Genomic DNA, 16,334 nt, shown 5'->3' with positions numbered 1-16,334 from the left:
TCCCTATGAGCGCAACCATGATCCAGAACCTGCCCGCCCTGGTTACCTTGCTGACGGTTCTTCTGCAGTTCGGCACCATGTACGCCGTGGGGCGGGCGCGAGCGAAGTACCGCATCGAAGCCCCGGCGATCAGTGGACATCCCGCATTCGAGCGCGCCTATCGCGTGCAGATGAACACCCTGGAAAGCACGCTGATGTTTCTGCCCTTGCTCTGGCTGGCCGTGCACTACGGCTACGTGTTGTGGGCGGGCGTGGCGGGCCTGGTGTGGATCGCAGGTCGCGCCTGGTATGCGATGGCCTATCTGCAGGATGCGGGCAAGCGCGGACCGGGTTACATGCTCGGGATGGCCGGCTGGGCAGCGTTGCTCGTGATGAGCCTGATGGGATTGGGCCGCGCCCTGATGGCCGGCTGAAGCGACGCCTCCGTTCCATGCCGATATCGCCTACCAAGCCGGGTAAGCCCGCTTCCACCGCCGTGTCGGAGCGCGCGCCCGGCGTGATGTATGCGCTGGGCCTGGTGGTGCTTTATTTCGTTCTGCAAGCGACAGCCGGTGCGCTGGTCAGTTTTCTGACCGGTGTCTTCGAGCGATATCGTCATCCGGATCTATCGCGCGCCCAAGTGCATCAGCATGTCATGACGCTATTGCAACGACCCGACAGCAATGCATTGCTGATGATCGTGGCGTTGCCGCTCATCGCGCTGGTCATGCTTGGTTTCGTGCATCGCCGCTGGCCTGCGCTATGGATGCTGTCACGACCGCCGGGCTTTGGATTCACGGGGGCCAGATCGGCGTCTTGGTACATCCTGGCCTTGCTGATCGGCGTGATGATGCCGCCACTTGGCGGACTGCTCACGCAGCTGGCGGCTCACGGGCATGCGTTATCCCAAAACGTCGAGGACATCAGTCGCCATGCTTCGTGGAATCTGCGTCTGCCGCTGGGCATCGTGATCGTCACGGTGGGACCGCTGATAGAAGAACTGATGTTTCGCGGCGTACTGCTCTCCGCACTCATGCATCGCCTTTCCACCGGCATGTCCGTCGCCATCTGCGCAGTGCTGTTTGGCGTGGTGCACCTGGGTGGCCTGGACTTCCAATGGTACGCCCTGCCAAACCTGATCCTGCTTGCCGCCGTGCTGTGCTGGTTGCGACTGAAATCGGCGTCCCTGTGGCCGGCGATCATTGCGCACGGCATCTATAACCTGTTTGCGCTGATCGCGTTGCTCGCTACGACGACTGCCGATTCTTAAGCGGATTTGCCGTCGTAGATGCCGAATTTGCGCAGCAGGCAAGCCGTTTCGAACAGCGGCAAGCCCATCACGCCCGAATAACTGCCTTCCAGATGCTCAATCAAGGTGGCGCCGCGGCCTTGAATGGCATACGCGCCCGCCTTGCCGAAAGGCTCCTTGCTGGCCACATAGGCTTGGATCGCCACTTCGTCGAGAACGGCGAAGCGCACGCGCGACACGCATGCATCGCCCCGCTCCTGATTGGCACGAACCAGCCATACGGCTGAAATGACTTCATGTGTGCGTCCGCTCAAACGTTGCAGCATGGCTGCCGCGTCGGCCGCGTCGCGTGGTTTGCCGAAGACATCGCCGTCCAGAACCACTTCGGTGTCCGCTCCCAGCACGACAGCGTGGTCGCGCTCATCGTTACCCAGCCCCGCAAGACCCGCTCGCGCCTTCTCGCGCGCAACACGATGAACGTACTCCTGCGGTGACTCCCCCACCTCGCGCTGCTCGGGAATGTCCACGTCCAACGCGGAAAACACCGCGCCGATCTGCCCAAGAAGTTCACGGCGACGCGGCGACTGCGATGCCAGATAAAGCATGTGCCATCCCCAAAACGGAATCGAACGCCAGAGCATAGCGGCTTACGCACATAGCGGTCGAAGTCGATCTCGATACACGCCCAGCACCCACGTTGCAGGGCATGTATCCCGATACTGTTGGCGCCTGCGCAAAAAAACTAAAGCACCAGCCTGTATTCGCAAAAGCCTGGGTCGCGACGCCAGCCGAGCGATTCGTAAAGTGCCTGGGCAGGCGCGTTATCGATCGCTGTCGATAACAAGAGACTTGCCGCGCCCAGCGCGCGCGCATGCTCTGCCGATGCCTCCAGCAAGGCGCTTGCAACACCACGTCGACGCGCGTCCGGCGCAACGAACAGGTCGTTGAGGAGATAAATGCGCACAGCACGCACCGACGAAAAAAGCGGATAAAGCTGGGTGAATCCGAGACCGTTACCCTGATCGTCGCAAGCGATAAGCATCAACGATTGGTGATGCGCAAAGCGCTCGGAAAGAAACGCACGTGCAAGCGCTGGATCGGAAGGCTGCATGTAAAACTGCCGATACCCGTCGAACAATGGCACCAACACGTCCAGATCATGGACGGTAGCCTGGCGAATCTGGAAAGACATACCCACTCCGGTTGCGAGAAAGCGACGCGCGCCCGCGCCGGAGTTTTCGCTCACGGGCTCTCAGGCGCGATGGTAGGGATGCCCGGCGAGCAAAGTCGTGGCGCGATAAAGCTGCTCGGCGAGCACCAACCGAACCAGCATATGCGGCAACGTAAGCGGGCCCAATGACCACTTTTGATCGGCGCGCGCCAAAACTTCGGCCGAGTGGCCATCCGGTCCGCCTATGAGAAAGGCGAGATCGCGCCCTGCCATGCGCCATTTGGCCAACTGTTCGGCCAGCTCTTCACTGGACCAGGTCTTGCCGCGGCCATCGAGTGCGATGACGTGTGTATCGCGTGGCAACGCAGCGAGTATCGCCGCGCCTTCTTCTTGCATCGCGCGCGCATCGTCGCGGCCTTTGCCGCGTGCGCCGGGCTTCAGTTCGACCAATTCGAGAGGCAAATCGTGGGAGAGCCGTTTACGGTATTCGGCAAAACCTTCTGCAACCCATGCGGGCATGCGTTCGCCGATGGCGATGAGGCGAGCACGCATGCCGGAGTTTTTTAACTCGCCAGGGCGGCTTCGCCCCGCTCATCGCGATCGCCAACGGTCCACAAACGTTCAAGGCCGTAGAACTCGCGAATGCGCGGCAGCATCACGTGCACGATGACGTCGCCCAGATCCACCAGCACCCACTCCGCTTCCTGCTCGCCTTCGACACCCAGCGGCATCACGCCCGCCTTTTTGGCGAACCTGACCACTTCGTCGGCGATGGATTTGACGTGGCGTGCCGAGGTGCCGGAAGCAATCACGAGCAGGTCGGCGATGGAGGTCTTGCCGCGGACATCAATTTCCCGGATGTCCTTGGCCTTGAGGTCTTCAAGTGCGGCGATGACGGTCTTGCGCAGGGTGGCCGTGTTGACGGCCTTGTTATTGCGGGTGGTGGTCAAGAGTTGGGGCCTCGCGGCGTATCGGCTGCGCGGGATGGCGCAAGTACAGTATATCCGCCCGAACGTGACGGCACGTCAAGCGAAAACTCGACACCGTGCGGTTTTTCCAGGTTGCGGGACCCCAGTGTCACGATCCTGCAACGCGTGACAGCAGCCATTCGGTTCAGGCCCTCGACAGCAGCCTTCCGCCCATGACCAGGTTGGCTGTCACCACGATGGCGACGGCAAGCGCGTGCATCACCAGGTCGGACGCCGCGGCGTCGACGTTATGGCAGATCTCCAGCAGGCTGGCCGAGGCGGCGGCGCTGGCAAGGCCGACGACAACCGCCGTCAGCACCGGACGGAGCGGACAGGCCCTCCGCAACAGCCAGATCAGCAGGCCGGAGAGCGGGATCGAGAAACTCACGATGAAGATCAGGCAGTGATTGGCTTCCCGCATGTCGAGCACAGCCATGCCGGGAATGTGGGCGCGCAGGCATCCGAGCCCGCTGGCTCCGATCCAGAGCACGGCACTGGGTACCGGCAGCCAGGCCCAGCGGGTGGAACGCCCAGGCACCGACAGCGCAAAGGCCGCCAACGCGGCGGTGATCGCCGTGGTCACGGCGCCGAACGCCGCCAGGCCGAGGTCCGGCGCTGCATGCCAGCGGTGCAGCATGGTGTCGGCACCGTAGCGCCAGAACAGCACCGCCGCCATGACCGCCACCACGGCCAGCCAGCCGAGCGTCCGCAGCCACGGCGGCGGCAGACGCCGTACGGGCGTCAGCTCCTCGCCGAGCGCGTCGATCAGGGCATCATGGCGTGGTGCGTCGGACATCGGGGTCAGGATTCTCCATGCAGGCGATCGCGCAGCGACTTCAGCGCGCGATGCAGATTCACTTTCAAGGCGCCGGTATTGCGACCGGTCTGTTCGGCCGCCTCGGCCAGCGAGCGCTCTTTCAGACCGAGCTGCTCGACCGCCTCGCGCTGGCCGGGCGGCAGAGTCTCGATCGCTTTGCGCAAGCGCTGCGCTTCCTGCTCGCGCTCGGCACCCGTACTGGCGTCGTCGCGGTCCGCATGTTGATCGATCGCCAGCTCGTCGCGCACCTCGCGCCGGTCGCGGCGGCCGTGGCTGCGCAGCGCATCGACCGCGCGCCGGCTGGCAATGGCCGACAACCAGGCGTCGTAAGAACGCGACGGATCAAACGTGTGACGAACGCGATGCACGGTCAACAGTGTTTCCTGCACCACATCGTCCAGCGCATCGACCGGCACGCCCTGCCGCCGCGCCACCGCGCGGATCAGCGCGACGGAATCGCCCAGCAGGCGCGTATACGCGCGCTGATCGCCCGACTGCGCAGCAGCCATCCACGCCGACCGTTGGCGGTCGGCTTGATCGCTGGCGCTGATCGATTCAGTTGGCACGAACTTGTCGACACCCGGAACCCGGAGCATGGGCTGGCGTAGTAGTACCCACGCGCCATCAAAGGTCAAGGTGCTCAAGGTCAGGGTTTGCGCCATCATCGATCCACCATCGCTCTACAGAACGCCATTCGCTTCATATGAGCCGGCGGTTACCTCGCGCACGATGCGTAACCACGGCGCAGCTTGCGACGAATACATCTGCAGCAATGCATTCCAACCGGAATCAACGAGCCGATTCATGATCCTGCTGATCCTCGCCTTCCTGGGCGGTGTACTGACCATCCTCAGTCCGTGCATCCTGCCGGTCCTGCCGTTCGTGTTCGCGCGTGCGGATCGACCGTTCGCGCGCAACGGCCTGCCGATGTTGATCGGCATGGCGCTCACCTTCGCACTGGTGGCCACGCTGGCGGCGGTCGGCGGCGGCTGGGCGGTCCATGCCAACCAGATCGGGCGCTATGTCGCGCTGATCGTGCTGGCGGTGCTTGGTGTCACCCTGCTCTCTTCGCATGTCGCCGAATGGGCCAGCCGGCCGTTCGTGACACTCGGCAATCGCCTTTCCGAACATTCCGATGCGAAGCCTGACTCGCCGTGGTCCGCCGCAGGCTTGGGCGTCGCGACCGGATTGCTGTGGGCGCCCTGCGCGGGACCGATTCTCGGCCTGCTTTTGACCGGTGCCGCGCTGAAAGGCGCCAGTGTGCAAACGACGCTGCTGTTGCTGACTTACGCGATGGGCGCTGCCGTTTCGCTGGCGCTCGCGCTGGTGGTGGGCGGCAAGGTGTTTTCCGCGATGAAGCGCTCGCTGGGCGCCGGCGAGTGGATTCGCCGCGCACTCGGCGCATTGGTGTTGTGTGGTGTGGCGGTCATCGCGCTGGGTGTGGACACTGGTTTGCTGACCCGCGTATCGCTGGCCAGCACCAGCGGTATCGAACAGAAGCTGATCGACGCGGTACGCCCCGCATCCGTCAACGCAGCACCTGCTCCCAAAGCCGGTGAGGCACTCCCCGTTGAAGGTGAATTTCCGTCGCTCGCCGGTGCCACCCAATGGTTCAACAGCGCGCCGCTCTCGCCCGAATCCTTGCGCGGCAAGGTCGTGCTGGTCGATTTCTGGACCTACTCCTGCATCAACTGCATCCGCTCGCTGCCCTACGTGAATGCATGGGCGCAGAAGTACCGCGATCGCGGCCTGGTGGTGATCGGCGTGCACTCACCGGAATTCGCGTTCGAGAAAGACCCTGCCAACGTGGCAAAAGCCGTCAAAGATTTCGGCATCACGTATCCGGTGGCGATGGATAACGACTACGCCATCTGGCAGGGCTTCAACAACGAGTATTGGCCCGCGCACTACTTCATCGACACCAAAGGACAGATTCGCGCTCATCACTTCGGCGAGGGCGACTACGCCGGCAGTGAAGACACGATTCGCCGCATGCTGAGCGATGCAGGCTACAAGAACCTGCCGGGCGGCTATGTGCAACCCGACGCATCCGGTGCGGAAGCGGCCAGCTCCAGCGACATGACACGCTCGCCGGAGACCTACGTGGGCTACGCGCGCGGCGAAAACTTTGCGGGCGGTCAGATCGCGCATGACGAAAGCTGGCACTACAACGCGCCCGCCACGTTGCTGATCAATCAATGGGCCTTCGACGGCCATTGGACGGTCGGCGAACAACGCGCCACGCTCGATGCGCCCAATGGCGGCATCGTCTATCGCTTCCGTGGGCGCGATCTGCATCTTGTGCTTGGTCCAGGCAAGGACGGCAAGCCGATTCGCTTCCGCGTCACGCTCGATGGCAAGGCTCCGGGTGCCGATCACGGCGCGGACACCGACGCCGACGGCAACGGCACGATCACCGGACAACGCCTCTATCAGCTGGTGCGCCAGGCGCACGGCACTGGCGAGCGCGTGTTCGAAATCACCTTCCTCGATCCTGATGTGCGCGCCTATGCCTTCACATTCGGTTGAGCACGCCTTCATGAGTTCCGCAATGGAGATCCCCATGACATCCACCATCGATAGCAAGACGATGGACCGCCGTCGATTTCTGCTGACCGCGCTCGGCGGCGGCACGGCATTGGCACTGAGCGGCGTCGCCGCGTTGCGCCTGCTTGGTTCCGGCGGCCATGAAGCCATGGCGGCAGCGCCGGCCGCAGGCACCGCATCGCAGGTCCTGCTGGAATGTTTTGCCGATGACGACGGCCACCACCTGGGGCCGTGCTATGTGCCCAAACTGGTGTTGACGGATGCGCAGTGGCATCAGCGTCTCTCCGACGCGGCGTTCGATGTGATGCGTCGTGCGGGCACCGAGATGGCGTTCAGCGGTCCGCACGAAAAACCCAACAGCAAAGGCCTTTATCGCTGCGCCGGTTGCGACACCGCGCTGTTTGATGGAGCCACCCAATTCGATTCCGGCACGGGCTGGCCTAGCTTCTGGCAGCCGATCGCCAAGAAGAACGTCATCGAATCGACGGACAACAGTTTCGGCATGGTCCGCACCGCCGTCAGCTGCGCCGGTTGCGACAGCCATCTGGGACATGTGTTCGACGACGGTCCGCCGCCGACCGGCTTGCGTTATTGCATGAACTCGGTGGCGATGCGCTTCGTGGCGTACCGGGTCAGCTGAACATCCCGTCAGTGCAATGACGTTTCGCGGTAGGGTGCAAGCAGCGCGGGATCGTCGAACAAACCCGCTGGCAGCAGGTAACGCGGATCGCGCCCTGCAGCCAGCAGTTCGCGAATGCGTGTGGCGGAAATTTCCAAGGGTGTCACCGCCAACTCAATGACGCGGCCAGCGGGCTGCGCACCAATCACTGCGGGATCGTCAGTGCGCCGCGGCGCCACGGCGCGCTCCAATTCCCCCGGCACGCAGGCATCGACGCCTGGGCGATTGAGCACGCCGATGTGCGTGACATCGAACAATTCGCGCCAGCGATGCCAGCTGCGCAAACCGGCGAACGCATCCGCGCCGAGCAGCAGCACCAACGGGCGCGCACCGAACTCCTGCCGGAATTCGTGCAAGGTATCGATGGTGTAGGACGGACCGCTGCGATCGAGTTCGCGCGTATCCAGCAACAGCCTTGACTGTCCGCGCAATGCAGCGCGGAGCATTTCCACGCGCTGCTCCGCGCTCGCCGTCGGCGACGAACGATGCGGCGGAACGCTGGCCGGCATCAGCCGCACTTCGGCATCGAGCAGTTCGGAGGCTTCCCAGGCGACACTGAGGTGGCCGAGGTGAATCGGATCGAAGGTGCCGCCGAAGAGTGCGAGCGGTTTCATGGAGATCGAGTCCTGCCTGCTTTACTCCCTCTCCCCCATCTTTGATCAAGGAGGGGAGAGGGTTGGGGTGAGGGGCTGCGCTTGCGACGGGCTATACGCCGTAGCGTTGTGCCGCTGAAAAAAGGCATTTACAAAACGTGTTCGCAAGAATGTTCCCTCACCCCAGCCCTCTACCTCGAAGGAGAGAGGGAGAAAAGCAAGTGAACGGGCTCATGTTAATGCCTGCGCGGCTCTTGGTTCGGCGATCGCAGCGATCAACCGCTGCGTTTCAAGCCATGCGTCGCCGGCCTCGCGCCCCTTGGCCATGCGATCGATACGCGCCGCGCGGGCCAGGCACTGCATCCAGTGCTCGCGCGGCGCACGGCGCAATGCCTTGCGGAACAGCTGTTCGCGCGCCGGCCACAAACGCTCCGCACGCGCCTGGGCGCCGAAGTCGTGCGCATTGGCCAGACGCATGGCCAGTTGCAGCTGATTGACGACCCAGCCCATCAAGGCGATCAGCTCGTCGCCCTCGGCATGCAGGCCATCGAGAATGCGCAACGCGCGAGCGCCATCGCCGCCCAGTGCGGCGTCGGTCAGCTTGAAGGCATCGTAACGGGCACTGTCGGCGACCAGATGTTCCATTTCGGCGGCATCGATCTTGCCCTGCCCATGCAGCACCACGAGCTTGTCGATTTCCTGCGCGGCGGCGAGCAGATTGCCTTCCACGCGCTCGGCGAGCAGAGCGATGGCCTCATTGGTGGCGGCGAGTCCGCGCGAAGCCAGTCGCGCACCGATCCACGATTCCCATTCGTTCGGTCGCGGCGCGTTGAACACCACCATTGCACCGGCGCTGTCGACCTGTTTGGTCCATGCGCCTTCGTGCTTGTTGCTCCACTCGACGGCGGTAATCACCAGGCTCACATCGGGCGGCGGATTCGCGCAGAACTCGACGATGGCCTTCGCGCCCTCGGTGCCCGGGCGGCCGGTCGGCAAACGCAGATCGAGCAGGCGGCGACTGGCAAAGAGCGACATGCCTGCCGCTGCGCGAGCGAGTTCGTCCCAATCGAAATGCGCGCCGACATCGAGCACGTCGCGCTCGGTGTAGCCGAGCTTGCGCGCATGCGCCCGCAATGCATCGGCCGCTTCCAGAACCAGCAACTCCTCTCCGGCGAGCAAGTACACCGGGCTCAGGCTGTTTGAAGCCAGCGCCTTCTGCCACTGCGCGTTGTTGAGAGGCATGCGACGTCAGTTAACGGATGGGGAATATTGCGGCGGTTCCGGGGTGGTACTTGCCGAAGCCGGCAGCGTTCCCACCGCCTTGGTGGCGGCTTCCTCGCCATGTCTTGCGACCGCCTGCAGACGGAACAGCAAGGCCTGGACGGAGTCGTCGATCAGGCTGGCCTGAATCTGCTCCACCTGAGCCGCCGTACCGACGGGTTGGCCGGAATCGTAACTGAATTCACGCTGCAGATCGATGGTTTGGATCGGTACGATCGTCTTGCCATTGGCGTCGGTAGCAGTGAATACGACGTGGTAATGCACGGCGAACTCCGTCACCTGTGCGGCACCGTTGACCGTCAGGATCTGCATGGTGAAGTTCTGCGCCGGCACATGCAGCTCGGCTACGTCGGGACCGCTCTTGTCCTCGAGAGTTACGTTGGACGCCAGCAAGGCGCGCGCCATCTTGCGTTGAAAATCGCCGCCGCCGCCGACGGTGAGATGCACGCGCTCCATGCCCTGCGGCAACGCGGCGCTTCCGCGCAGGTGGAACCCACAGGCCGCGAGCGCGAGCAAGGGTAGCAGCGAGACGATTTTCAGCGTGCGGTTCATGAAGTCATCCTGCGACGATATTGACGATCTTACCCGGCACCACGATCACTTTGCGCACGGACTGCCCTTCCAGGAAGGCGGCCACCTGCGGGTGGGCCCGCGCCAGCGCCTCGGCTTCTTCCTTCGAGGCGTTGGCGGCCACTTCGATGGTACCGCGCAGCTTGCCATTGACCTGAACAGCCAGGGTCAGCGAGTCGCGCACCAGTGCCTGGGTGTCGACCGTCGGCCAGGGCTGATCGTCCACCACGGTCTGCGTATGGCCCAGCGCCTGCCACAACGCATGACTGACGTGCGGCACGACCGGATTGAGCAGCAGCACCATCGTTTCCAGCGCCTCGTGGCGCACCGCTCGACCCTGATCGCTCTGATCATTGAACTTGTTCAGTGCATTGAGCAATTCCATCAACGACGCAATGGCCGTATTGAAGGCATGGCGCCGACCGAAATCGTCGCTGACCTTCTGGATGGTTTCGTGCACCTGGCGACGCAGCGTTTTCTGCGCGGCATCCAGCGCCGACGGATCGACCTCCGGATGATCGGGCTGACCGACATGCGTGGTGACTTCGCGCCAGAAGCGGCGCAGGAAACGCGCCATGCCTTCCACGCCGGCCTCGCTCCATTCCAGCGACTGTTCCGGCGGCGCCGCGAACATGGAGAACAGCCGCACGGTGTCCGCGCCGAACTTTTCCACCATCGTTTGCGGATCGACGCCGTTGTTCTTGGACTTGGACATCTTTTCGGTGCCGCCGATCAGCACCGGCTTGCCGTCGGCCTTCAGCACTGCGCCGACCACGCGCGCTTTTTCATCGCGATGGATTTCGACATCGGCGGGATTGATCCAATCCTTCGAACCGTCGGCGTTTTCGCGATAGAACGTTTCGGCAATCACCATGCCCTGGCACAGCAGATTGGTGGCCGGCTCATCCGACTTCACCAGCCCCGCGTCGCGCATGAGCTTGTGATAGAAGCGGAAGTACAAAAGATGCAGGATCGCGTGCTCGATACCGCCGATGTACTGATCCACGGGCAGCCAGTAGTTGGCGCGCTCGTCGACCTGACCGTTCGCACCGGGACTGGTGTAGCGCGCGTAGTACCAGCTCGACTCCATGAAGGTGTCGAAGGTATCCGTTTCGCGCTCCGCCGGACCGCCGCAGTGCGGACAGGTGGTCTTGCGCCATGCGGGATTGGCCTTGATCGGCGACTGCACGCCGGAGAACGCAACGTCTTCGGGCAGCACCACGGGAAGCTGATCTTCCGGTACCGGCACCGCGTCGCACTTGGGGCAGTAGATCACCGGAATCGGGCAGCCCCAATAGCGCTGGCGGCTTACGCCCCAATCGCGCAGGCGCCAGTTGACGCGGCGCAGACCCTTGCCTTCGTCTTCCAGCTTTTTGGCCAGGAATTCGAACGCATCGCGATAATTCTTGCCATCGAGATCGCCCGAATTGACCACGCGCATATCGGCGCGGGTCTTGTCCGAATACCAGTCCTTCCAGTGCTGCGGATCGTAGTCGGTATCGGCGCCTTCGACCGCGATCACCTGCTTGATCGGCAATGTGTATTTATGCGCGAACTCGAAATCGCGCTCGTCGTGACCAGGCACCGCCATCACCGCGCCAGTGCCGTAGCCCATCAGTACGAAGTTGGCCACCCACACCGGCAGCTTTTCGCCGCTGATCGGGTGGATCGCGAACAAGCCGGTGGACATGCCGCGCTTTTCCTGTGTTTCCAGCTCGGCTTCGCTGATGCCGCCATGCTTGAGTTCATCCAGGAATGCCGCGAGCTTCGGGTCGCTCCGGGCCGCCTTCAGCGCCAGCGGATGCTCGCCGGCGATCGACACGAAGGTGACGCCCATCAAGGTGTCTGGGCGCGTGGTGAACACGGTGAGCTGTTCGGCTTCGTTTTCCACGTCGAAGTGAATCTCGAGACCTTCGCTGCGACCAATCCAGTTGCGCTGCATGGTCTTCACCGCATCGGGCCAGCCCGGCAACGTGTCGAGACCTTCGAGCAATTCCTGCGCGTAGTCGGTGATCTTGAGGAACCACTGCGGGATCTCGCGCTTCTCGACCAGCGCGCCGGAGCGCCAGCCGCGTCCGTCGATCACCTGCTCGTTCGCCAGCACGGTCTGGTCGACCGGGTCCCAGTTCACCACCGCGTTCTTGCGGTACGCCAGGCCCTTTTTCATCAGCCGGGTGAACATCAGCTGTTCCCAGCGGTAGTACTCCGGGCGGCAGGTGGCGAATTCGCGCGACCAGTCGATGGCGTAGCCCAGCGACTTGAGCTGGTCGCGCATATGGTCGATGTTCTTGTACGTCCACTTGGCCGGGGCCGTGTTGTTCTTGATCGCGGCGTTTTCCGCCGGCAGGCCGAAGGCGTCCCAGCCCATCGGCTGCAGCACGTTCTTGCCGTTCATGCGCTGGTAGCGGCTGATGACGTCGGCGATGGTGTAGTTGCGCACGTGGCCCATGTGCAGGGCGCCGGAGGGGTACGGCAACATCGCAAGGCAGTAGAACTTGGCGCGGGAGGGATCCTCCTTCACCTCGTACGCGCGCTGCGCGTTCCAATACTGCTGCGCGGCGGATTCCACCGCCTGCGGGTTGTATTCGTTGTGGGAGCCCTGGTCTTGAATGTCCTGCATGATCCGCTGCCGTTATGCGTTTTCGACAGCGCGGGGCGTCCATCGCCATGCGCTGCACTGAACGCGGCAGACTAGCAGAAATGGGCTGAAACTTGGGCTGGCGACGGGTCGCCGCCAGCCTTGTCCGGGCGTCTCAGCGCACCGGACACGCCGGCACGGAGCCTGCCGCCAGCGACGGCGCCACGCTGGCGATCTGGTCGGCCAGTTCGCCCAGCGCCTGCTGATGGCCGGCCACCAGGCCTTCGTATCCCTGCCCGACGTTCTGGTTGATCCGGCTGGTGCAGGTCAGTACGACGTCGGCCTTGAGCGGACGAATCGTCCAGGTGGCCTCGACCAGTGCATAGTTGCCCGGCGAGGAATCGAAGCGGTTTATATCGACCTTGATGCGCAGCACCGGCTTGCCGTCGACCGGCAAGCCGCCGCGGATGTCCTGCGCATGAAGCCTACGCGACAGATCCACCGACAGCGCGTTGCGAACTTCATCGGCCAACGGGGCAATCCAGCGCTCGCCGTTGAGCAGATTCACCGCCTGCCCGCCCTGGCGCACCACCAGCTGCGGCACGTCGTCCTGCGCCGGAATGCCGATCGGCAGCAACTCGAACTGGAACTGTGCGGGAGGCATGCCGTTTTCGGTCTCGGTGCTGTCCGGCGCGGAGACCAGTGTGTAGTAATGCACCGGCGCGGAGGAGCAGGCTGCCAGCATCGCCGCAACTAGCGCCGTCATCAGCTGTCGCACACGAATCATGGCTTGCTCCCTTGCTGAGGCTTGGCGGCGGGTGCGGCACTGGGTGCCTGGTTGGCATTCGCCGGCTGCGCGTCGACACCGCGACCACGGATCAGCGCGCTGGGATGCGCACTCAGGTAATCGGTGAGCGCGCGCAACGAGCGCGCCATCCGCTGCAACTCTTCAAGCGTGCTGCCGAGGTTCTGCTGCAGTTGCGAATCGGGGGACAAGGCATTGTCCGCCACGCCGAAGGTCCGGTTCGCGCCCTTGAGCGTGTTCTGGAACTCCGGCAGCACCTGGCCATTGACCTGCTTGAGCGTCTTGTCGAGCTCGGCCAGTGTGCTGTTGAGATTGTTGCCGATGCTGTCGAACGGGATCTTCTGGATCTTGTCGACAATCTCCGCCAGCTGTTCCTGCAGCTTGTCGAAGTTGCCGGGCGCCGTGGGAATTTCGAGCGGCCGCACGTTGGGATCGTAAGCGGCCTTCGGCGCGTTCGGCAGGAATTCGAGCGAGATGAACAACTGGCCGGTGAGCAGGTTGCCGATCTTCGCCTGCGCGCGCAGACCATGCGCGACCAGCGTACCTATCATGTGCGAAATATCGTCGTTGTCGCCCTTCGATTTAGCCAGCGCGACCAGTTTTTCATGCGCTTTGCCGAGGCGATCGGGATATATCACCGCACCGACGTAGATCGGGAAGCGCCCAGTCTTCTCGTCGTAATCCATGCGGATCGACACGACGTTGCCGATGCTGATGCCGAGGAATTCGACCGGCGCATTCACGGTCAGGCCGCGTAGCGGCTGATCGAAGCGCATGCGGATGTAATGCGGCTCGCCATCGGGCGGTGCCATCGCTTTGTCCTGGGTATCGAACAACGTGAAACTCGCGTTCTCGGCCGCGGGCGTCGTGCTCGGATGCGGACCCGGCGCATCCAGGAACGCCACGCCGCCCGCCAGCACGGTTGCCAGCGATTGCGTGTTGAGTTTCAGGCCCTCGGCGCTCAGCGATACGTCCACGCCGCTGGCATTCCAGAAACGCGAATCGTTGGTGACGAATTTATCGTACGGGTTCTCGACGAAAATCTGCATCGATACACCCTTGCCATCGTCATTGAGCCGGTAGGACGCGACACGGCCAACCTGGATGCGCCGGAAATACACCGGCGAGCCGATGTCGAGCGAACCAAGATCGGTGGAATTCAAGATAAAGCTCTTCCCTTCCGCGTCGTGCGTCACCGACGGAGGATTTTCCAGGCCGGTGAATTCGGTTTGCGGCTGGGCAGAGTCGCCCACGTCCACGCCGATGAAGGAACCCGACAGCAGCGTATCGATACCCGAGATGCCGCCCAGCCCGATGCGCGGACGCACGACCCAGAAGCGCGAATCCGACACCGCGATGCCGGAGGCACTCTTTTCCAGATCGACTTTGACGATGACCTTGCGATGATCGGACGTCAGACGGATGGTGGTCACCTTGCCGATGACCACGTCCTTGTATTTCACCACGGTCTTTCCGGGCTCCAGACCCTGCGCCGTCTGGAAGCTGATGTAGATGACCGGACCGCGCTGTACCCAGGCATTGATCACCAGCGACAGACCCACCAGTGCCGCGACGATGGGCACCAGCCAGATCAGCGATACGTTGACGCGACGACGCCGCACCACCGGTTCAGGCAGATCGCCCTGGATACTTGGTTTGGTTTCGTCAGTCATCTTCGTCCTTGCAATCCCAGATCATGCGCTGGTCGAAACTCATGGCCGCCAGCATGGTAAGTATCACGGTCAGGCCGAAATAAACCACCCCGGGCAGCGGCTCGACTTCGCTGAAGAAGCCGAATTGCACCAGCGCCGTAAGCAGCGACACCACGAATACGTCCAGCATGGACCAATAACCGATGAACTCCACCAGCCGGTAGAGCTTCGCACGCTGCGTGCGTGCCCAGTTGGTACCGCGGTGCACGCTCAGCAGCAAGGTCACCATGACCAGAAACTTCATCATCGGAACCACGATGCTGGCCGTGAATACGATGATGGCAAGGTCCGGCGAACCCTTCACCCACAATTCCACCACGCCGGTGAGGATGGTGTTGTCGTCGACATCGCCCAGACTGACCGTGCGCATGATCGGCAGGAAGTTGGCCGGAATGTAAAGAATGAACGCGGCGATCAGCAACGCCCATGTTCGCGCGCGGCTGCCCGGCATGCGCCGATGCAGTGCGGAGCCGCAGCGCGGACAGGCCGCGCCCTGCACGCCGGTGTCGCGGCAAACCAGGCCGCATACATGGCAGCCGATCACACCGAGTTCGTGCGCGCGTGGTAACGCACTCATGGCGTGGACTCCGGAATCTTGTCCCACAGCTGACGCAGATCGATGCCGGAAAAGATGGTGATCAGCACCGCCAACGCCGCATACGCGAAGGCCCCCGCGTCGGCGGTGACGTCGAAATACAGTTGCGCCTTGACGATCGACACCAGAATGCCGAGCACGAACACTTCGCTCATCGTCCATGGTGCGATGTAGTGCAGCACGACCATCAGTCTGGTGAAGCCGGGCGCGCGCCGCCCGCGTCGTCCGTAAGCAAGCAGCCATCCGACCAGGGCCATTTTCAGGAGCGGGAAGAAGAACAGCGTGGCGGCGGCCAACGCAGCCACGACCTGCGACTGCCGCTCCCACATCATGATGATGATGCCCCACAGGGTGGCGTGTATCTGCGTACCGTTAAGTCCCAGCGTGATGATCGGCCAGACATTGGCCTGCACGAAAACCACCATGACCGTGAGCACCAGCGCGAACATCGTGTCGAGGCTCAGTCGCTGGTGCCGCTCCAGCACGGCACCGCAACGCTGGCAGCGGGCCACTTCGCCGCGCACCAGGGCACGGCGACGATAAACCGTGTCGCAATGCTCGCAGATCTGCAGCGTCGACGTGAACGCTTTCTGAGTGTGCTCGGTGCTGGTCAGCGGTTGGCTCATGCCGCCGATTCTCGCAAATCCGCAATGGCAGTGCCTGCGGGATGCTCTGATCCATTCTTCGCAGGCGTCACCAGTCCTGTCTGTTCGCAGGCCGCAGGACCGTCGGCGAAGGCAGACTGGCCGTCTGTCGAGACGGCGGGCCGCACGCGGGGAGGGCACATGGA

19 protein-coding genes are annotated in these 16,334 nt (G+C 63.2%); 4 read left to right on the top strand and 15 right to left on the bottom strand.

Annotated elements, in window-relative coordinates; genetic code table 11:
* Positions 1-20 precede the first annotated feature (20 nt).
* Positions 21-413, top strand: coding sequence for an MAPEG family protein (locus tag DWU99_RS08500; protein ID WP_115477730.1), 393 nt, complete (start codon positions 21-23; stop codon positions 411-413).
* Between the two features lie 17 nt (positions 414-430).
* A complete protein-coding gene (locus tag DWU99_RS08495; protein WP_115477570.1) occupies positions 431-1,249 on the top strand; it encodes a CPBP family intramembrane glutamic endopeptidase in 819 nt (272 codons plus the stop codon).
* On the opposite strand, the gene DWU99_RS08490 is transcribed toward DWU99_RS08495, so the two are convergent.
* The 7 genes from DWU99_RS08490 to DWU99_RS21325 form a co-directional block, all read right to left on the bottom strand.
* On the bottom strand, positions 1,246-1,833 hold the full coding sequence (locus DWU99_RS08490; RefSeq protein ID WP_115477729.1) for a Maf family protein: 588 nt from the start codon (positions 1,831-1,833) through the stop codon (positions 1,246-1,248). The two genes, DWU99_RS08495 and DWU99_RS08490, sit on opposite strands and share 4 nt — an antisense overlap.
* A 137-nt stretch (positions 1,834-1,970) precedes the next feature.
* Complete coding sequence (locus DWU99_RS08485; protein ID WP_115477569.1) at positions 1,971-2,420, bottom strand: GNAT family N-acetyltransferase; 450 nt, start codon at positions 2,418-2,420, stop codon at positions 1,971-1,973.
* A gap of 60 nt (positions 2,421-2,480) precedes the next feature.
* The gene (gene rlmH / locus DWU99_RS08480; protein ID WP_115477568.1) at positions 2,481-2,951 is read right to left on the bottom strand and encodes a 23S rRNA (pseudouridine(1915)-N(3))-methyltransferase RlmH; all 471 of its coding nucleotides are present in this window, start codon (positions 2,949-2,951) and stop codon (positions 2,481-2,483) included.
* Positions 2,952-2,962: 11 nt separating this feature from the next.
* A complete protein-coding gene (gene rsfS, locus DWU99_RS08475) occupies positions 2,963-3,349 on the bottom strand; it encodes a ribosome silencing factor (RefSeq protein WP_115477567.1) in 387 nt (128 codons plus the stop codon).
* 163 nt (positions 3,350-3,512) lie between these two features.
* Complete coding sequence (locus tag DWU99_RS08470) at positions 3,513-4,163, bottom strand: NrsF family protein (protein ID WP_115477566.1); 651 nt, start codon at positions 4,161-4,163, stop codon at positions 3,513-3,515.
* A gap of 5 nt (positions 4,164-4,168) precedes the next feature.
* Complete coding sequence (locus DWU99_RS08465) at positions 4,169-4,693, bottom strand: RNA polymerase sigma factor (RefSeq protein WP_115477728.1); 525 nt, start codon at positions 4,691-4,693, stop codon at positions 4,169-4,171.
* A gap of 171 nt (positions 4,694-4,864) precedes the next feature.
* Complete coding sequence (locus tag DWU99_RS21325) at positions 4,865-4,990, bottom strand: hypothetical protein (protein WP_267897512.1); 126 nt, start codon at positions 4,988-4,990, stop codon at positions 4,865-4,867.
* Between DWU99_RS21325 and DWU99_RS08460 the strand changes: the two genes are divergently transcribed.
* Positions 4,989-6,713, top strand: coding sequence for a cytochrome c biogenesis protein DipZ (locus DWU99_RS08460; protein ID WP_115477565.1), 1,725 nt, complete (start codon positions 4,989-4,991; stop codon positions 6,711-6,713). The two genes, DWU99_RS21325 and DWU99_RS08460, sit on opposite strands and share 2 nt — an antisense overlap.
* Positions 6,714-6,747: 34 nt before the next feature.
* Complete coding sequence (msrB, locus tag DWU99_RS08455) at positions 6,748-7,371, top strand: peptide-methionine (R)-S-oxide reductase MsrB (RefSeq protein WP_115477564.1); 624 nt, start codon at positions 6,748-6,750, stop codon at positions 7,369-7,371.
* Between the two features lie 8 nt (positions 7,372-7,379).
* On the opposite strand, the gene nadD is transcribed toward msrB, so the two are convergent.
* From nadD to DWU99_RS08415, 8 genes are all read right to left on the bottom strand, one after another.
* Positions 7,380-8,024, bottom strand: a complete 645-nt coding sequence (nadD, locus tag DWU99_RS08450; RefSeq protein WP_115477563.1) for a nicotinate-nucleotide adenylyltransferase — start codon at positions 8,022-8,024, stop codon at positions 7,380-7,382.
* Positions 8,025-8,234: 210 nt separating this feature from the next.
* Entirely contained in the window at positions 8,235-9,245 is a 1,011-nt protein-coding gene (gene holA / locus DWU99_RS08445; RefSeq protein WP_115477562.1) for a DNA polymerase III subunit delta, read from the bottom strand.
* A 6-nt stretch (positions 9,246-9,251) separates the two neighbouring features.
* On the bottom strand, positions 9,252-9,836 hold the full coding sequence (locus tag DWU99_RS08440; protein WP_115477561.1) for an LPS-assembly lipoprotein LptE: 585 nt from the start codon (positions 9,834-9,836) through the stop codon (positions 9,252-9,254).
* Between the two features lie 4 nt (positions 9,837-9,840).
* Positions 9,841-12,474 (bottom strand): leucine--tRNA ligase, encoded by a 2,634-nt coding sequence (leuS, locus tag DWU99_RS08435; protein WP_115477560.1) that lies wholly within the window; start codon positions 12,472-12,474, stop codon positions 9,841-9,843.
* Positions 12,475-12,607: 133 nt separating this feature from the next.
* Positions 12,608-13,219 (bottom strand): PqiC family protein, encoded by a 612-nt coding sequence (locus DWU99_RS08430; protein ID WP_115477559.1) that lies wholly within the window; start codon positions 13,217-13,219, stop codon positions 12,608-12,610.
* On the bottom strand, positions 13,216-14,910 hold the full coding sequence (locus tag DWU99_RS08425; protein ID WP_115477558.1) for a PqiB family protein: 1,695 nt from the start codon (positions 14,908-14,910) through the stop codon (positions 13,216-13,218). Before DWU99_RS08425 ends, DWU99_RS08430 begins: the two co-directional genes overlap by 4 nt.
* Positions 14,903-15,526: a paraquat-inducible protein A gene (locus tag DWU99_RS08420; RefSeq protein WP_115477557.1), complete on the bottom strand. Its 624-nt coding sequence runs from the start codon at positions 15,524-15,526 to the stop codon at positions 14,903-14,905. The genes DWU99_RS08425 and DWU99_RS08420 overlap by 8 nt, the downstream gene beginning before the upstream one ends.
* Positions 15,523-16,170, bottom strand: coding sequence for a paraquat-inducible protein A (locus DWU99_RS08415; protein ID WP_115477556.1), 648 nt, complete (start codon positions 16,168-16,170; stop codon positions 15,523-15,525). The genes DWU99_RS08420 and DWU99_RS08415 overlap by 4 nt, the downstream gene beginning before the upstream one ends.
* Positions 16,171-16,334: the final 164 nt, after the last annotated feature.

This window comes from Dyella psychrodurans, from assembly GCF_003363265.1.
GTDB classification, from domain to species: domain Bacteria; phylum Pseudomonadota; class Gammaproteobacteria; order Xanthomonadales; family Rhodanobacteraceae; genus Dyella_B; species Dyella_B psychrodurans.
Note: the sequence above shows the minus strand (reverse complement) of the source record. Positions and strands in the feature narration are given on the sequence as shown.